Here is a 17473-nt window from a genome sequence, read left to right on the forward strand (position 1 = left end):
ATCAGACAATCTGTGTGGACACTACAAAGGCAGGTTCTTCAGGTAAGGAGGTGATCCAACCGCAGGTTCCCCTACGGTTACCTTGTTACGACTTCACCCCAGTCATGAATCACAAAGTGGTAAGCGCCCTCCCGAAGGTTAAGCTACCTACTTCTTTTGCAACCCACTCCCATGGTGTGACGGGCGGTGTGTACAAGGCCCGGGAACGTATTCACCGTAGCATTCTGATCTACGATTACTAGCGATTCCGACTTCATGGAGTCGAGTTGCAGACTCCAATCCGGACTACGACATACTTTATGAGGTCCGCTTGCTCTCGCGAGGTCGCTTCTCTTTGTATATGCCATTGTAGCACGTGTGTAGCCCTACTCGTAAGGGCCATGATGACTTGACGTCATCCCCACCTTCCTCCAGTTTATCACTGGCAGTCTCCTTTGAGTTCCCGGCCGGACCGCTGGCAACAAAGGATAAGGGTTGCGCTCGTTGCGGGACTTAACCCAACATTTCACAACACGAGCTGACGACAGCCATGCAGCACCTGTCTCAGAGTTCCCGAAGGCACCAAAGCATCTCTGCTAAGTTCTCTGGATGTCAAGAGTAGGTAAGGTTCTTCGCGTTGCATCGAATTAAACCACATGCTCCACCGCTTGTGCGGGCCCCCGTCAATTCATTTGAGTTTTAACCTTGCGGCCGTACTCCCCAGGCGGTCGACTTAACGCGTTAGCTCCGGAAGCCACTCCTCAAGGGAACAACCTCCAAGTCGACATCGTTTACAGCGTGGACTACCAGGGTATCTAATCCTGTTTGCTCCCCACGCTTTCGCACCTGAGCGTCAGTCTTTGTCCAGGGGGGCCGCCTTCGCCACCGGTATTCCTCCAGATCTCTACGCATTTCACCGCTACACCTGGAATTCTACCCCCCTCTACAAGACTCAAGCTTGCCAGTTTCAAATGCAGTTCCCAGGTTGAGCCCGGGGATTTCACATCTGACTTAACAAACCGCCTGCGTGCGCTTTACGCCCAGTAATTCCGATTAACGCTTGCACCCTCCGTATTACCGCGGCTGCTGGCACGGAGTTAGCCGGTGCTTCTTCTGCGAGTAACGTCAATCACTAAGGTTATTAACCTTAATGCCTTCCTCCTCGCTGAAGCTTACTTTACAACCCGAAGGCCTTCTTCATACACGCGGCATGGCTGCATCAGGCTTGCGCCCATTGTGCAATATTCCCCACTGCTGCCTCCCGTAGGAGTCTGGACCGTGTCTCAGTTCCAGTGTGGCTGGTCATCCTCTCAGACCAGCTAGGGATCGTCGCCTAGGTGAGCCATTACCCCACCTACTAGCTAATCCCATCTGGGCACATCTGATGGCATGAGGCCCGAAGGTCCCCCACTTTGGTCTTGCGACGTTATGCGGTATTAGCTACCGTTTCCAGTAGTTATCCCCCTCCATCAGGCAGTTTCCCAGACATTACTCACCCGTCCGCCGCTCGTCACCCGGAGAGCAAGCTCTCCTGTGCTACCGCTCGACTTGCATGTGTTAGGCCTGCCGCCAGCGTTCAATCTGAGCCATGATCAAACTCTTCAATTTAAGTTTGATGCTCGTGAATTAAACTTCGTAATGAATTACGTGTTCACTCAGAGACTTGGTATTCATTTTTCGTCCGAGGACGTTAAGAATCCATGTCACTTTGAGTGCCCACACAGATTGTCTGATAAATTGTTAAAGAGCAGTTGAAACGCGGCTTTCGCTCACCGTTTCGAGGTCCCGTATAATACGTTTTCCTCATTCAGAGTCAAGCGTTTATTTTCGCTTTTCTCTGTCAGAATTTCCGGAGAAACCCTGCTGACCCGGCGGCTTGCTTGCCGTTGTTCCGTGTCAGTGGAGGCGCATTATAGGGAGTTCTGAGACGTTGACAAGCCCTGTTTTAAAAAAACTTTTCAACCGTCTCTTTTTTGTTCAAAACGCCCTTAAAGTGGCAGTTTTTCCAGCGTCTCAAAGCCATAACGCTGTAAAACGGGTAAAAGTTGCTCGGTTCCGGCGGTCAGCGCCATGCAATAGGCAATATTAGGGTCACTGGATTTTGCATCTGGCGCCTCATGCTCGAGCAACCAGACGGTACGACGGGCAATTGCGGCACCGGAATCAATCATTCGTGTGCCTTCCGGCAATACCTGTTGCAGTTCTTCCTGTAACAGCGGGAAATGCGTGCAGCCCAGCACCACCGTATCGGGCGGCTCTGACATCCGCAGCCAGGGACGAAGGATACGTCGTAGCTCATCCAGCGGGACCGGCTCGCCTTGCAGCTTCGCTTCTGCCAGTTCAACCAGTTCCGCAGAACCCAGCATCTCTATCTTACATTCATTGGCAAAACGGCTGATTAGTTCACGCGTATAAGGACGCTTGACCGTACCGCGGGTGGCTAACAGGCCGACGATACCGTTCGCTGTGAGTCGGGCCGCAGGCTTAATCGCCGGCACCACGCCCACCACGGGAAAGCCAAATTTGTCACGCAGTGCGGGAAGTGAAACGGTACTGGCGGTGTTACAGGCAATGACGGCTAGCGCCAGCGGATAACGCTGCTGAACCGCGGTGACAATCTCGAGCACGCGTTCAACGATAAATTCTTCACTCTTCTCCCCGTAAGGAAAAGCAACGTTATCGAAAGCGTAGATGTAATGCAGATCCGGCAGCAGCTGCCGAATCTCATTATAAACCGACAACCCACCGACACCGGAATCAAACACCAGTACGGTGGGACGTGGATCAGAAGGTGTAGCTGCCAGACAAGTAGTATTCTCGTCCTGCAGTTTGGTAGCCATAAGCTGTCTCGTAATCTTTATCGAACAGGTTGGCTATTTTACCACGAACTGTCAGGCGATCGGTGATCGGATACGCGGCAGAAACGTCAACCGTGCTATAGCTTGGCAAAATTCGCTGCGTCGTATTGTACTGAGACGTGTTGTTATCGTAGCGCTTACCATAATACTGCCACGAGATATCCATATCGACCTTGAACATCGTCCAGTCGAGCTGATATTTAGCCTGGCGTTTAGAACGTCTGGCCAGAACTTCACCATTATCGTCATTACGCGGATCGACATACTGCAACGTCACGCGATGGCTGAAAATGCCGGTATCAATATTACCTGTCCACTCCACACCCTTAATGGTCGCGGAATTGATATTGTCATACTCACCGTCATAGGTGACCGGATCCGAGTAATAGGTAATCAGATTCGAAATCTTGTAATGATACGCCGACAGTCGCCAGTCCAGCGGGCCGGTAAGACCTTCAAGCCCGGCTTCCCACTGCTTAGACTCTTCAGGCTTCAGGTTCGGGTTCGAGTTGATACCAAAACGGGCGGAACCGAACTGTTGCCCCAAAGAAGGTGCGAGGAAGCCGGTGCCGTAGCCGAGGGTAACGCGATAGTTCTCCACAAACTCCCAACCAGCGGTAGTTTGCCAGGTGCCGTGCCAGCCAAACTGCTCATCGTGATCCTCGCGGCCGGAGGCCTCGAGCGTCACATCGCCAAACTGCTGTTGCCCGGTCAGATACAGACCCGTGTTATCACGTTTATAGGTATCCGATATCACCGTGTCCGACGAGGTCAGTCGCTGCTGCTGCCAGTCCACGCCGGCACTCACCGAGCCATGACCGACAATAAGATTATTGCCCCACTGCAGATTACGCTGCGTCATACGATCGAGCGTCGTACCGTCATTGTAACGGCCGTAGATGCTGCTGTAGTTGTAGTCTTTCACCTTCTGGTAGCTGGCAATCAGCTGCGAAGAGTAGATCCCGGAGCTGTAGGTCAGGCCCGCATCCCAGCTCTGGTTATAGAGCTGTTCTTCATCTGCGCTGTACGCCGCGCTGTAAGGGGCACTTCCCAGATCGTAATCGGAGTTGTTGGTATAGCTACGACCGCGGAAGAAGCCGTCGAAGTTATCGTTGAATTTATGCTCGAGGCTACCCCAGAACGCTTTACTGCGGAAGCCGTCGCGATCCTGGTCATGGCTCCAGGTGGAGTCAGGCTGAACGTTGAAGCCCTTATTGCCCTCATAGGAACCCGCCACTGTGGCGACCGTATCACCGAAGCGATGACGCAGCGTGCCGTCGTATTGCTGATAGCCTTCCGAGCCGACGCCCGCGGTGATCTTAGATTCTTCTTTATCAGAGTGGGTAATGACGTTAATCACCCCGCCCATTGCGCCAGAACCATAAATCGCGGAGCGCGGACCACGGATATACTCTACCCGTTGCACCAGCGAGAGCGGTATTTGATTGAGATCGGGGTTATTGGTGATGCCAGGGCGAGGCGTAGGAACGCCATCGATCAGCACCAGCACCTGTTTGGCTTCCGTACCGCGAATGAACAGCGACGAGCTCTGCCCCATTCCGCCATTCTGGGCAACATCGACCCCAGGCAGTCGACGCATGACGTCGTTTAAATCCTTGGCCTGCCAGCGATCGATATCTTCCCGGGTCACCACATCAGTCGGTGCAAGCACCGTATTGACCGGCTGTTGAAAACGATTTGCTGTCACCACTAACGTATCTGAATTGCTGTCTTGCGCCCAGCCAGAAAATGCCGTGACGGAGAGTGCCGTCATCAGCGAAGCTTTTTTAATCATTGTAAAAGCATCCGTAACATATAAAGGATGCCGCTGGCTTCATCAGTAGCACGCGATGATAGAAACCAAATGCGACGTATTCCGGCAGGTCTTCGGGCTTGGGGTGTGTTATGGATGAAGACTTCCCACCAACTATCGGCAGTGTCTGCATAATGCGTTCATCCCACCTTCCTTACCGCTGCGCGTCAGCCCCAGATTTACACTGGATTCCCTTTTAACTCACAGGACCGGTTACACAATGCTATAATTAGAAACATATAGATGTCCAGACTTCTATAATTATATTTGAAACCTTATCCGGGCTGGACATCCCCTGCGCTTTCCCTACAATCCCCGCGTAATTATTTTATTCAGGATGCATCATGACCCCCGAACATCTTCCGACCGAACAGTATGAAGCGCAGCTGGCAGAGAAAGTCGTCCGTCTGCAAAAAATGATGGTGCCTTTTGCCGCGCCGGTTCCGGAGGTGTTTCGTTCACCGGTCAGTCATTATCGAATGCGTGCTGAGTTTCGTCTGTGGCACGATGGCGATGACCTGTACCACATCATGTTTGATCAACAGACTAAATCCCGCATTCGCGTTGATAGCTTCCCGGCAGCCAGCGAGCTTATCAATCAGCTGATGACCGCCATCCTCGACGGTGTGCGCAACAACCCGGTTTTGCGCCATAAGCTGTTCCAGGTCGACTACCTGACCACGATGAGCAACCAGGCCGTGGTATCGCTGCTGTACCACAAAAAACTCGATGACGAGTGGCGCCAGCAGGCCACCGCCCTGCGCGATGCGTTGCGCGCACAAAACCTCAACGTGCACCTGATTGGCCGGGCTACTAAAACCAAAATCGAACTCGATCAGGACTATATAGATGAGCGTTTGCCGGTTGCCGGTCGGGAGATGATCTACCGTCAGGTCGAGAACAGCTTCACCCAACCGAACGCCGCCATGAATATTCAGATGCTGGAATGGGCGCTGGATGCCACCAAAGGGTCTACGGGGGATTTACTGGAGCTGTACTGCGGCAACGGTAACTTCTCGCTGGCGCTGGCGCGCAATTTTGAGCGCGTACTGGCAACGGAGATTGCCAAACCGTCCGTCGCGGCGGCACAGTACAACATCGCGGCTAACCATATTGATAACGTGCAGATTATCCGGATGGCGGCAGAAGAGTTTACTCAGGCCATGAACGGCGTGCGGCAGTTTAATCGCCTGCAGGGTATCGACCTGCAAAGCTATCAATGCGAGACCATTTTTGTCGACCCGCCGCGCAGCGGCCTGGACAGTGAAACGGAGAAAATGGTGCAGGCATATCCACGGATCCTGTATATCTCCTGCAACCCGGAAACCCTGTGCCAGAATCTGGAAACCTTAAGCCAGACTCACGACGTCACACGCCTGGCGCTGTTCGATCAGTTCCCGTATACCCATCATATGGAATGCGGCGTGCTGTTAACGAAGAAGTAAATAAGAAGCAAGAAATGAACCCGGCAACGCGATGTTTGCCGGGTGAGTCAGACAACCGGATTACTCTGCCGCCGTGTCCTTACGGTTGCGGATCCGGTAGCCAATCCAGAACACGGTGATCACCGACAGCACCGCCGGGAAGAAGTTAGACCCGATATCCGGATACTCCGCACGCACCACGGTGCTGTACAGCAGAACGCCCAGAATAAAACAGGCGGCCGCCAGGCCCGGCAGCCCCACGGGCATGCTGCGATTCTGATAGCGCTGGTGCAGACAGTACACCGTCAGCAGTAACGCCAGAATCGGGAAGATGGAAAAGGGAACAATCGAGCTGAACAGGGCTGCGAAGGTTCCATTAATGGACAAGCCAGCGATCAGCGCCAGCAACAACGTACCTTTATCTTGAACTGAGTGTTTCATTGCTCGTCCTTCACGTTATTCGGAATGATGTGACATTTTTTCTTGTTCGCGGCGATACCAATAGTACGCCCCTTTCGAGATCATTCTGAGCTGCAGTACCAGTCGTTCTTCCAGCTGCCGACGTTGTTCAACACCGACATCCAGCGCTTCTGCGCCGGCACTAAACACGATGGTGACCATAGCTTCAGCCTGCGCTTCGGTAAAGGCGCGTGGCATGTGGTTTTCGATTTCTAAATAATCGGCAAGTTCCGCGATGAAATGTTGAATTTCGCGTGCGACAGCGGCGCGAAACGCCGCGGAAGTGCCAGAACGTTCCCGCAACAACAGGCGGAAGGCGTTAGGGTTATTGCCTATAAATTCCATAAATGTGGAGACGGAGGTGCGAATCACGCTACCGCCTTTAGCGATACGCTGCCGCGCCTGGCGCATCAGCTGGCGGAGCATGAGCCCACTCTCGTCGACCATCGTCAGACCTAGCTCATCAACATCACGAAAATGACGATAAAAGGACGTGGGGGCAATCCCCGCCTCGCGCGCGACCTCACGTAAACTCAAACTGGCGAAACTCCGCTCAGCGCTAAGCTGGCTGAATGCCGCTTCTACCAGCGAACGCCGGGTTTTCTCTTTTTGTAGCGCTCTTACGCCCATCACGATGTCTGAATCCTTCCAATAGCCCTGCTGGCACTATACCAGAGATTAAAACTAATCGGTTTACACTGCTTTGTGAATGATTGTTTACGAGCCGATTCTGCTTTTATGCCGCAAAAAAGCACAACGATAATTGGGTTAAAGCCCGGCGAATGTTATCATCGTGTTTATTTTATGTATAAAACAGGTGAGTAATGCCATGTCACACTCTTGGGATTATGATGCAATCGTGATTGGGTCCGGCCCTGGCGGTGAAGGTGCCGCCATGGGACTGGTTAAACAGGGAGCGCGCGTCGCCGTTATCGAGCGCTATCATAACGTCGGCGGCGGCTGTACCCACTGGGGGACAATCCCGTCAAAAGCGCTCCGCCATGCCGTCAGTCGTATTATCGAGTTTAACCAAAACCCTCTCTACAGTGACCACTCCCGCCTTCTTCGTTCTTCTTTTGCCGACATTCTTAACCATGCCGACAGCGTGATTAATCAACAAACCCATATGCGTCAGGGCTTCTATGAGCGCAACCACTGCGAAATTTTGCAGGGCAACGCTCACTTTGTTGATGAGCACACCCTCGCGCTGGAATGTCACGATGGTACCGTCGAGACCATCACCGCGGAAAAATTCGTCATCGCCTGCGGCTCACGCCCTTACCATCCTGCCGATGTCGATTTTTCCCATCCCCGCGTCTACGACAGCGATTCAATTCTCAGCCTGCAGCATGAGCCACGCCACGTGATCATCTACGGCGCCGGGGTTATTGGTTGCGAATATGCGTCGATTTTCCGCGGCATGGAGGTGAAGGTCGACCTGATCAACACCCGCGACCGTCTGCTGGCGTTCCTCGATCAGGAGATGTCCGACTCCCTCTCCTATCACTTCTGGAACAGCGGTGTGGTGATTCGCCACAACGAAGAGTATGAGAAAATTGAAGCCGTCGATGACGGCGTGATCATGCATTTGAAGTCGGGCAAAAAACTGAAAGCCGACTGCCTGCTGTACGCCAACGGCCGTACCGGTAATACCGATTCCCTGGCGCTGGAAAATATCGGCCTGAAAACCGATAGCCGCGGCCAGATCAAAGTGAACAGCATGTACCAGACGGCGCTGCCGCATATCTATGCCGTTGGTGACGTTATCGGCTATCCGAGCCTGGCGTCCGCCGCCTACGATCAAGGCCGCATCGCCGCGCAGGCGCTGATTAAAGGCGAGGCGTCTGCCCACCTGATCGAAGATATTCCGACCGGTATCTACACCATTCCGGAAATCAGCTCCGTGGGTAAAACCGAGCAACAGCTGACGGCCATGAAAGTGCCATATGAAGTCGGCCGTGCGCAGTTTAAACACCTGGCACGCGCGCAAATCGTCGGCATGAGCGTGGGAACCCTGAAGATCCTGTTCCATCGTGAAACGAAAGAGATCCTGGGCATTCATTGCTTTGGTGAACGCGCGGCCGAGATTATTCATATCGGCCAGGCGATTATGGAGCAGAAAGGTGGTGGCAACACCATTGAGTACTTCGTCAACACCACCTTTAACTACCCGACCATGGCGGAAGCCTATCGGGTTGCCGCGTTAAATGGCTTAAACCGCCTGTTTTAACGCTTTGTCGAAATGGCCATCCATAGTGCCGCGGATGGCCTCTGCCAGATGCTCATAGCGACTACGCAGCGGTGAACCGGGACGATACACCAGACCGATGGTGCGTCTTGGTTCCGGCTTAATGCACGGAATATAGACCACGCCATCGCGCTTTCTCTCCTGCGGTACCGCTAACGCCGGCAGCAGCGTGATACCGCTACCTGCAGCCACCATATTGCGCAGCGTTTCAAGACTGGTTGCGCGGAAATGGGTATCTTCATCCGCACCGGCCTCAAAACAGAAGCCCATTGCCTGATCGCGCAGGCAGTGGCCATCTTCCAGCATCAGCAGCTTTTCCCCGGCCAAATCAGACATCGGCACGCGATCGCGATTTGCCCACGGGTGATCTTCGTAGATCGCCAGCATCATTGGCTCATCAAATAGCGGGACCTCAATAAAGGCCTCGCTCTCTTTCACCAGCGCGAGGATCGCGCAGTCCAGCTTACCGCTGTCAAGCTGAGCCAGCAGTTGATGGGTTTGTGCTTCATGCAGATACATTTCCAGTTTTGGAAAAGTCTGGTGCAGCATCGGTATTATTTGTGGCAACAGATAAGGGCCAATGGTCGGAATCAGGCCAATATGCAGCGGCCCGGACATGGTCTCACCTTGTTGACTTGCCATTTCCTTGAGCACTTTGACTTCGCGTAACACGGTACGCGCCTGATCCACCAGCAACAGTCCGGCCTGGGTAAACAGAACCTTACGGCTGGTGCGCTCCAGCAACATGACCCCAAGTTCATCCTCCAGCTTGCGGATTTGTCCGCTCAGCGTGGGTTGGCTGACGTGGCAGGAGTCCGCCGCGCGCCGAAAATGGCGGTGCTCGGCTAGCGCAACCAGGTATTCAAGATCGCGAATATTCATTATTCATCCTCCGTCGCCATGATAGTTCATGGCGATAGATAGCATAGCAACGAACGATTATCCCTATCAAGTTTTCTGTTCAATAATAAGCCCAGAAACGAGGCCGACGTCAGAAAATCCACGATGGCCTCACCCTATTCCCTGACCGAACAACTAAAGCCAACGTGAACTTTTGCGGACCTTGTGTCCGCTTTTTTTTTTGCATAAAAAAAGCCCGGGCCTGGCCCGAGCCTCGTTGACTGCTTTTCAACGACTCACCCCGTTAGAATGATCCGTGAAAATCGCGCATTCACACCAGACGCTGTTTGGCGTCGTCAATTGCCTTAGCGACCTGCTGCGGTGAGACGCCGCCTTTTGCCGAACGCTTATCCAGGCAAGACTGCAGCGACAGAATCGGATAGACATCATCGGCAATCACGTTGCTAAATTTCTGCAGGTCGGCCAGCGCCAGATCTTCCAGCGGTTTGCCCTGGGCAATAGCTTCCACCACCGCTTCACCAACGATATGGTGCGCTTCGCGGAACGGAACCCCTTTAGCGACCAGGTAATCCGCCAGCTCGGTGGCATTGGCATAGCCCTGCTGCGCCGCTTCTTCACAGCGCGGGCGCTTGACCTGAATACCATCCAGCACCAGCGCCGCCATATGCAGGCAATCCAGCCAGGTATCGAGTGCGTCGAACAGCCCTTCTTTATCTTCCTGCATGTCTTTGTTGTACGCCAGCGGCAGGCCTTTCAGGGTCATCATCATCCCGGTCAGCGCGCCCTGAACACGGCCACATTTACCGCGGATAAGCTCCAGCGCATCCGGGTTTTTCTTCTGCGGCATCAAGGAGGAGCCGGAGGTAACGCGGTCGGACAACTCAATAAAACCGGCTTCCCCGGTATTAAAGAAAATCAGGTCTTCGGCAAAGCGTGACAGGTGCACCATGCCAATCGATGCATCAGAGAGCAGTTCCAGTACGTGGTCACGGTCAGAAACGCTATCGAGGCTGTTGCGGGTCGCCGAGGCAAAACCCAGCCAACCGGCCAGCTGCTCGCGGTCGATGTCATAGGCGGTCCCCGCCAGCGCACCGCAGCCCAGTGGGCTGACATCCAGACGTTTCAGGGCATCCTGCAGACGGCTTTCATCACGCGCCAGCATTTCAACATAGGCCAGGCACCAGTGGGCAAAAGTCACCGGCTGCGCACGCTGCAGGTGGGTATACCCTGGCATCACCGCATCCTGGTTGCCCTGTGCCGTCTCCACCAGCGCACTTTGCAGCTGGCGGTTAGCCGACAGCAGCTCCGCGACGGTGTCTTTACACCACAGTTTCAGGTCGGTAGCGACCTGATCGTTACGGCTACGCCCGGTATGCAGCTTCTTGCCCAGTTGACCCACTTTGTCGATCAGCTTGCCTTCCACCCAGCTGTGAATATCTTCCGCGTCGCTTTCAAGGATTTGCTGCGGATTCGCCCGCACCTCTTCCAGCAGCACACCTAACGCCTCTTCCAGCTGCTGTTGCTCGGCGGCACTCAGCACGCCCACCGTCACCAGCGCTTTAGACCAGGCGACAGAGCCAACAATATCCTGCTCCGCCAGGCGATAGTCGAAGCGCAAAGAGTCGTTGAACTGTTTGAACCGCTGATCGGCTGCCTGAGTAAAACGCCCGCCCCAAAGTGCCATAATGTGCTTCCTTCAAATTTGGTTTTATGCTGCCGGGAAGCCCTGTGCCCCCGTCTTCAACTGTGTTAAATCAGGCCAGAATACGCGTGCCGATAGGCGTGCCGTTAAACAACGCCGGCAGTTGCTCCGCATGGCGCCACGAGGCGATGTCTACCGGACGACCCAGCGTGCGCGCCGCATCCAGTGCCGCATTTACCTTCACAATCATGCCGTCGGTAATAATGCCTTGCTCGATCAGCTGCTCTGCCTTCGCCGCGGTCATCTCCGCAATGCGCTGGCCTTTACCATCAAGAATGCCGCTAACATCGGACAGCAGAATCAGGTCCGCACCGAGCGTTGCCGCCAGCGCGGTCGCCGCCTGGTCGGCATTCACGTTCATCAGTTGCCCTTCATCGGTGACCCCGATGGAGCTGACCACCGGCAGATAGCCACCCGCCAGCAGAGTGTTAATCAGCGCAGGCGAACCCGGCTGCGCCAGACCGACGTGGCCCAGCTCTTCGTCCAGCTGTGTCACCTTAACGCTATCACCATCGCCGAGGAACAGGCCCACGGAAGCCAGATGGTGTTTTTTCGCCCATGCCAGCAGCGTCTTATTGGCGGTTCCCGCCAGCGCGCCGGTAATAATATCGATCTGATCCGCTGGCGTGACCCGCAGGCCATTTTTCTTGTTCACCGGCAGGTTGAGCTGCTTCATCAACTCATCTACTACACAGCCGCCACCGTGCACGATAATCAGCGGGCGATGATGGGCTTCACGGTAATTCACCAGTGCGGTAAACAGGCGCTCCAGCGCTTCTTCGCTATCGAGTAACACGCCGCCGAGCTTAATTATTAATGGGTTCATCATCACACCTTAAATAAGAGACTGCGTCTCAGCGTAGCCGAAACGAATATTCGCGCACTGTATTGCCTGTGCCGCCGCACCTTTCAACAGGTTATCTTCCGCCGCCACCACAATAATGTGCTGGTCCTGAACGGCAAAACCGATATCACAGAATGGCAGACCCACGACGTTTTTCAATGCCGGCACGCCTTTATCATATAAACGTACCAGCGGCTTATTGGCATAGGCCTGCTGGAACACGGCGGCAACCTGATCTTTGCTCACGCCAGGCTTCAGACGGCAGGTGATAGTTTCGAGGATCCCACGTTTAAAATTACCAAGGTGAGGGGTAAAAATAACCTCCGCGCCAAGGTGGGTGGAGATTTCCGGGTGGTGACGATGATTGAATACGCCATACGGCTGCAGGCTGACTTCACAGAAGCTATTGCTGATGGCCGCTTTACGCCCTGCGCCGCTGACGCCGCTGGTCGCATTGATCACCGGCCACTGGTTCAGATCCAGCAGGTCCGCATCGATCAACGGTTTCAATGACAACTGAGCCGCCGTCGGATAACAGCCCGGGACAGCGACTAAATTCGCCTCTTTCAGCGCGTCGGCGTTCCACTCAGCCAGACCGTAAACCGCCTGCTCAAGCAGGGCCGGATGCTGATGCGTAAAACCGTAATATTTTTCGTAAAACGCACCGTCGTTCACGCGGAAGGCGCCCGACAGGTCGAACACCACGCAGCCTGCGGCAAGAAACTGCGGCGCCAGGTCGTGGCTCACTTCATGTGCGGTCGCGAGGAAGACAACATCGACGCCGGCGCTAAATTCGCTGATATCTGACATCGGCTGCAGCGGCAGATCCACAATGCCTTTCAGCTGCGGATGCAAATCGGAAACTAATTTCCCTGCATCATTGCTTTGCGCGGAGACCGTCAAAGCGGTTATGGTCATATGAGGATGGCGATTTACATAGGTCACTAGCTCTGCGCCGGCATAACCGCTGGCACCCACAATCAGCGTCTTCAACATCGGGGCTCTTCACCTTCTTACGTCATATTTGCCCAGGAAGCGTCTCGCTTCCTCACCCAGTTAAGCCGTAAGAGTCTCCCTGCATTTTATGGGTTTTCTTACGCTCAACGATAATGTATTTTTATTCATAAATAATGCATGAATATTGATACTATCATGACCCGAGGTGTGTCAACAATGAAAAACAATTTACCGCCCTTTATCGAGATTTACCGCGCATTGATCGCCACACCTTCCATCAGTGCAACCGAAGAAGCACTGGATCAAAGTAATGAGACTTTAATCAATTTACTCGCTGGCTGGTTCCGCGATATTGGCTTCAATGTTGAAGTCCAGCCGGTGCCGGGGACGCGCAATAAATTCAATTTGCTGGCCAGTACCGGCCACGGCGCAGGCGGCCTGCTGCTCGCCGGGCATACCGACACCGTGCCGTTTGATGACGGCCGCTGGACCCGCGATCCTTTCGCCCTGACCGAGCACGACAACAAACTGTACGGCCTCGGCACCGCCGACATGAAAGGCTTTTTCGCCTTTATCCTTGATGCCCTGCGCGATGTCGATGTCAGCACGCTGAAAAAGCCGCTCTACATCCTGGCCACCGCCGATGAAGAGACCAGTATGGCCGGCGCCCGTTACTTTGCCGAAACCACCCAGCTGCGTCCGGACTGCGCCATCATCGGTGAACCGACCTCTCTGCAGCCGGTGCGCGCACATAAGGGCCATATGTCCAACGCGATTCGTATCCAGGGCCAGTCTGGCCACTCCAGCGATCCGGCACGCGGCGTGAACGCCATTGAGCTGATGTACGATGCCATCGGCCGCATCATGCAGCTACGCGACGACTTAAAAGAGCGTTATCACTATGCGGCGTTTACCGTGCCGTATCCAACGCTCAATCTCGGCGCGATTCATGGCGGCGATGCCTCAAACCGTATCTGCGCCTGCTGCGAGCTGCATATGGATATTCGCCCGCTGCCGGGTATGACGCTCAACGATCTTAACGGGCTGCTGGATGAAGCGCTGGCACCGGTAAGCGAACGCTGGCCGGGCCGCCTGACGGTGTCCGAACTGCATCCACCAATTCCTGGTTACGAATGTCCACCAGACCACCGTCTGGTTCAGGTCGTGGAAAAACTGCTCGGTGCCCAAACCGAAGTGGTGAACTACTGCACCGAGGCGCCGTTTATCCAGACGCTGTGCCCGACGTTAGTATTAGGCCCAGGCTCCATTAACCAGGCGCACCAGCCGGATGAATACCTGGAAACCCGGTTTATTAAGCCAACCCGGGAGCTAATAACCCAGGTTGTCCATCATTTCTGCTGGCATTAAGGGCAGTCCGCTCCCGCCGCTTTTGCCAGGGCGGGACGGTGATTCTGGTCACATTTCCATAAGTAATGCTTATCAGGCGACCTCTGAGTTAAATTTCGCAAATTACCGTCATTTATTCGTTTGCTGAAGCGATTTCGCAACAATTGACGTGGGGGTTTTTACGTGGCTTTATAAAAGACGGCTGCTTATCCGATGCTCACTGTTGCAGAGCGCCGGATATAACAAAATAAAATGAGATGGGGTGTCTGGGGTAACATGAACGAACAATATTCCGCTTTGCGTAGTAATGTCAGTATGCTCGGTAAGGTGCTAGGCGATACCATCAAGGATGCACTGGGAGAGAACATTCTTGATCGTGTCGAAACTATCCGTAAATTGTCCAAGTCTTCTCGCGCCGGCAATGAAGCCAACCGCCAGGAATTGCTGACCACGCTGCAAAACTTGTCCAATGACGAGCTGCTGCCGGTGGCCCGTGCTTTCAGCCAGTTTCTGAATCTGGCGAATACCGCAGAGCAATACCACAGCATTTCACCGAACGGTGAAGCGGCCAGCAACCCGGAAGTGATTGCCCGCACCCTGAGAAAGCTCAAAGACCAACCTCATCTCAACGAAGAGACCATTAAGAAAGCGGTGGAGTCCCTGTCTCTCGAGCTGGTCCTTACCGCTCACCCCACCGAGATCACCCGCCGTACGCTGATCCACAAAATGGTGGAAGTGAACAACTGCCTGAAGCAGCTTGATAACAAAGATATCGCTGACTACGAGCACCACCAGTTGATGCGCCGTCTGCGCCAGCTGATTGCCCAGTCATGGCATACTGATGAAATCCGCAAATACCGCCCGACTCCGGTTGATGAAGCCAAATGGGGTTTTGCCGTTGTTGAAAACAGCCTGTGGGAAGGGGTACCAAACTACCTGCGCGAGCTGAACGAACAGCTGGAAGAGAACCTCGGCTACCAGCTGCCGGTAGACTTCGTCCCGGTGCGTTTCACCTCCTGGATGGGCGGTGACCGCGACGGTAACCCGAATGTCACCGCCGATATTACCCGTCACGTGCTGCTGCTGAGCCGCTGGAAAGCGACTGACCTGTTCCTGAAAGATATTCAACTGCTGATCTCGGAACTGTCGATGGTTGAATGTACCGACGAGCTGCGCGAACTGGCCGGTGCGGAAGGGGCACAGGAACCGTATCGCTATCTGATGAAAAAGCTGCGTACCCAGCTGATGGAAACCCAGGCCTGGCTGGAAGCCCGTCTGAAGGGGCAGAAACTGCCGAAGCCGGCAGGCCTGATTACCCAGAACGAACAGCTGTGGGAACCGCTGTACGCTTGCTATAAGTCGCTGCAGTCCTGCGGCATGGGCATCATCGCCAACGGCGAGCTGCTGGATACGCTGCGTCGCGTGAAATCTTTCGGCGTACCGCTGGTTCGCATCGACATTCGTCAGGAAAGCACCCGTCATACCGAAGCGCTGGGCGAGATGACCCGCTATCTGGGTATCGGCGATTACGAAAGCTGGTCAGAAGCCGACAAGCAAGCGTTCCTGATCCGCGAACTGAATTCCAAACGTCCGCTGCTGCCACGTCAGTGGGAGCCAAGCAACGAAACCCGCGAAGTCCTCGACACCTGTAAAGTGATCGCCGAGGCGCCGTACGGATCCATCGCCGCGTATGTGATCTCAATGGCGAAAACCCCGTCCGACGTGCTGGCCGTGCACCTGCTGCTGAAAGAGTCCGGTATTGGCTTCGCCCTGCCTGTCGCACCGTTGTTTGAAACCCTGGACGACCTGAATAACGCCAATGACGTCATGACCCAGTTGCTGAATATCGACTGGTATCGCGGCTTTATTCAGGGCAAACAGATGGTCATGATTGGCTATTCTGACTCCGCAAAAGATGCCGGCGTCATGGCCGCCTCATGGGCGCAGTATCAGGCGCAGGATGCGTTGATTAAAACCTGCGAAAAAGCCGGGATTGAGCTGACGCTGTTCCATGGCCGCGGCGGTTCCATCGGTCGTGGCGGCGCGCCGGCACACGCCGCGCTGCTGTCTCAGCCTCCAGGTAGCCTGAAAGGTGGCCTGCGCGTGACCGAACAGGGCGAGATGATTCGCTTTAAATACGGCCTGCCTGAAGTCACCATCAGCAGCCTGTCGTTGTACACCAGCGCGGTACTGGAAGCCAACCTGCTGCCACCACCGGAACCAAAACCGGAGTGGCGTCATATCATGGCCGAGCTGTCTGACATCTCCTGCAAGATGTACCGTGGCTATGTGCGTGAAAATAAAGACTTCGTCCCCTACTTCCGTTCCGCAACGCCGGAGCAGGAGCTGGGTAAACTGCCGCTGGGTTCTCGTCCGGCAAAACGCCGTGCGACCGGTGGCGTCGAATCCCTGCGCGCCATTCCGTGGATTTTTGCCTGGACGCAAAACCGTTTGATGCTGCCGGCCTGGCTTGGTGCAGGTACCGCGCTGCAGAAAGTGGTGGAAGATGGTAAACAGAGCGAGCTGGAAACCATGTGTCGCGACTGGCCGTTCTTCTCAACCCGTCTCGGCATGCTGGAAATGGTGTTCTCGAAAGCTGACCTGTGGCTGGCGGAATATTACGATCAGCGCCTGGTAACCCCGGAGCTGTGGAAGCTGGGTGCCGAACTGCGTGAGCTGCTCTCTACCGGGATCAACGTGGTACTGGATATTGCTAACGATTCCCACCTGATGGCCGACCTGCCGTGGATCGCCGAGTCCATCCAGCTGCGTAACATCTATACCGACCCGCTGAACGTTCTGCAGGCAGAACTGCTGCACCGTTCACGTCTGGCGGAAGAAGAAGGCAAAGAGCCGGATCCGCGCGTCGAACAGGCGCTGATGGTCACCATCGCCGGCGTTGCTGCCGGTATGCGTAACACCGGCTAATCTCTGCGCAATACCCGTCCCGGATAGCGACGTTTACGCCTTATCCGGGCAAC

12 protein-coding genes, 1 rRNA gene and 1 riboswitch are annotated in these 17473 nt (G+C 54.7%); of the genes, 4 read left to right on the top strand and 9 right to left on the bottom strand.

Features of this window, described 5'->3' with window-relative positions; all coding sequences use genetic code 11:
- Positions 1-43: 43 nt before the first annotated feature.
- From ACMYSP_RS11880 to btuB, 3 genes are all read right to left on the bottom strand, one after another.
- Positions 44-1587 (bottom strand): 16S ribosomal RNA (locus tag ACMYSP_RS11880).
- A 380-nt stretch (positions 1588-1967) separates the two neighbouring features.
- Positions 1968-2819, bottom strand: a complete 852-nt coding sequence (gene murI / locus ACMYSP_RS11885; RefSeq protein WP_187042261.1) for a glutamate racemase — start codon at positions 2817-2819, stop codon at positions 1968-1970.
- Entirely contained in the window at positions 2764-4632 is a 1869-nt protein-coding gene (gene btuB / locus ACMYSP_RS11890; protein WP_434586920.1) for a TonB-dependent vitamin B12 receptor BtuB, read from the bottom strand. Before btuB ends, murI begins: the two co-directional genes overlap by 56 nt.
- Before the next feature lie 67 nt (positions 4633-4699).
- Positions 4700-4879, bottom strand: a riboswitch (cobalamin riboswitch).
- A gap of 115 nt (positions 4880-4994) precedes the next feature.
- Here btuB and trmA point away from each other — a divergent pair.
- On the top strand, positions 4995-6095 hold the full coding sequence (trmA, locus tag ACMYSP_RS11895) for a tRNA (uridine(54)-C5)-methyltransferase TrmA (protein WP_434586921.1): 1101 nt from the start codon (positions 4995-4997) through the stop codon (positions 6093-6095).
- A gap of 60 nt (positions 6096-6155) precedes the next feature.
- Here trmA and ACMYSP_RS11900 read toward each other — a convergent pair whose 3' ends face one another.
- On the bottom strand, positions 6156-6515 hold the full coding sequence (locus ACMYSP_RS11900; protein WP_434586922.1) for a YijD family membrane protein: 360 nt from the start codon (positions 6513-6515) through the stop codon (positions 6156-6158).
- Between the two features lie 15 nt (positions 6516-6530).
- Positions 6531-7166 (bottom strand): HTH-type transcriptional repressor FabR, encoded by a 636-nt coding sequence (gene fabR, locus ACMYSP_RS11905; protein ID WP_123757989.1) that lies wholly within the window; start codon positions 7164-7166, stop codon positions 6531-6533.
- Between the two features lie 196 nt (positions 7167-7362).
- Here fabR and sthA point away from each other — a divergent pair, with 196 nt between their 5' ends.
- A complete protein-coding gene (sthA, locus tag ACMYSP_RS11910; protein WP_434586923.1) occupies positions 7363-8763 on the top strand; it encodes a Si-specific NAD(P)(+) transhydrogenase in 1401 nt (466 codons plus the stop codon).
- On the opposite strand, the gene oxyR is transcribed toward sthA, so the two are convergent.
- The 4 genes from oxyR to argC all read right to left on the bottom strand — a co-directional run bounded on the left by oxyR (position 8746) and on the right by argC (position 13184).
- Positions 8746-9663, bottom strand: coding sequence for a DNA-binding transcriptional regulator OxyR (gene oxyR / locus ACMYSP_RS11915; RefSeq protein WP_123757991.1), 918 nt, complete (start codon positions 9661-9663; stop codon positions 8746-8748). The genes sthA and oxyR overlap by 18 nt on opposite strands.
- A 289-nt stretch (positions 9664-9952) precedes the next feature.
- Positions 9953-11326 carry an argininosuccinate lyase gene (gene argH, locus ACMYSP_RS11920; RefSeq protein WP_434586924.1) on the bottom strand — a complete coding sequence of 458 codons (1374 nt, stop codon included), beginning with the start codon at positions 11324-11326 and terminating at the stop codon, positions 9953-9955.
- A gap of 70 nt (positions 11327-11396) precedes the next feature.
- Entirely contained in the window at positions 11397-12173 is a 777-nt protein-coding gene (gene argB / locus ACMYSP_RS11925; protein WP_434586925.1) for an acetylglutamate kinase, read from the bottom strand.
- Positions 12174-12179: 6 nt separating this feature from the next.
- A complete protein-coding gene (gene argC, locus ACMYSP_RS11930; RefSeq protein WP_434586926.1) occupies positions 12180-13184 on the bottom strand; it encodes an N-acetyl-gamma-glutamyl-phosphate reductase in 1005 nt (334 codons plus the stop codon).
- Positions 13185-13361: 177 nt separating this feature from the next.
- On the opposite strand from argC, the gene argE reads away from it, so the two are divergent.
- Positions 13362-14513 (top strand): acetylornithine deacetylase, encoded by a 1152-nt coding sequence (argE, locus tag ACMYSP_RS11935; RefSeq protein ID WP_434586927.1) that lies wholly within the window; start codon positions 13362-13364, stop codon positions 14511-14513.
- A gap of 255 nt (positions 14514-14768) precedes the next feature.
- On the top strand, positions 14769-17420 hold the full coding sequence (gene ppc / locus ACMYSP_RS11940; protein ID WP_434586928.1) for a phosphoenolpyruvate carboxylase: 2652 nt from the start codon (positions 14769-14771) through the stop codon (positions 17418-17420).
- Positions 17421-17473: the final 53 nt, after the last annotated feature.

The organism is Klebsiella sp. R390, from assembly GCF_051131745.1.
GTDB lineage: Bacteria > Pseudomonadota > Gammaproteobacteria > Enterobacterales > Enterobacteriaceae > Klebsiella.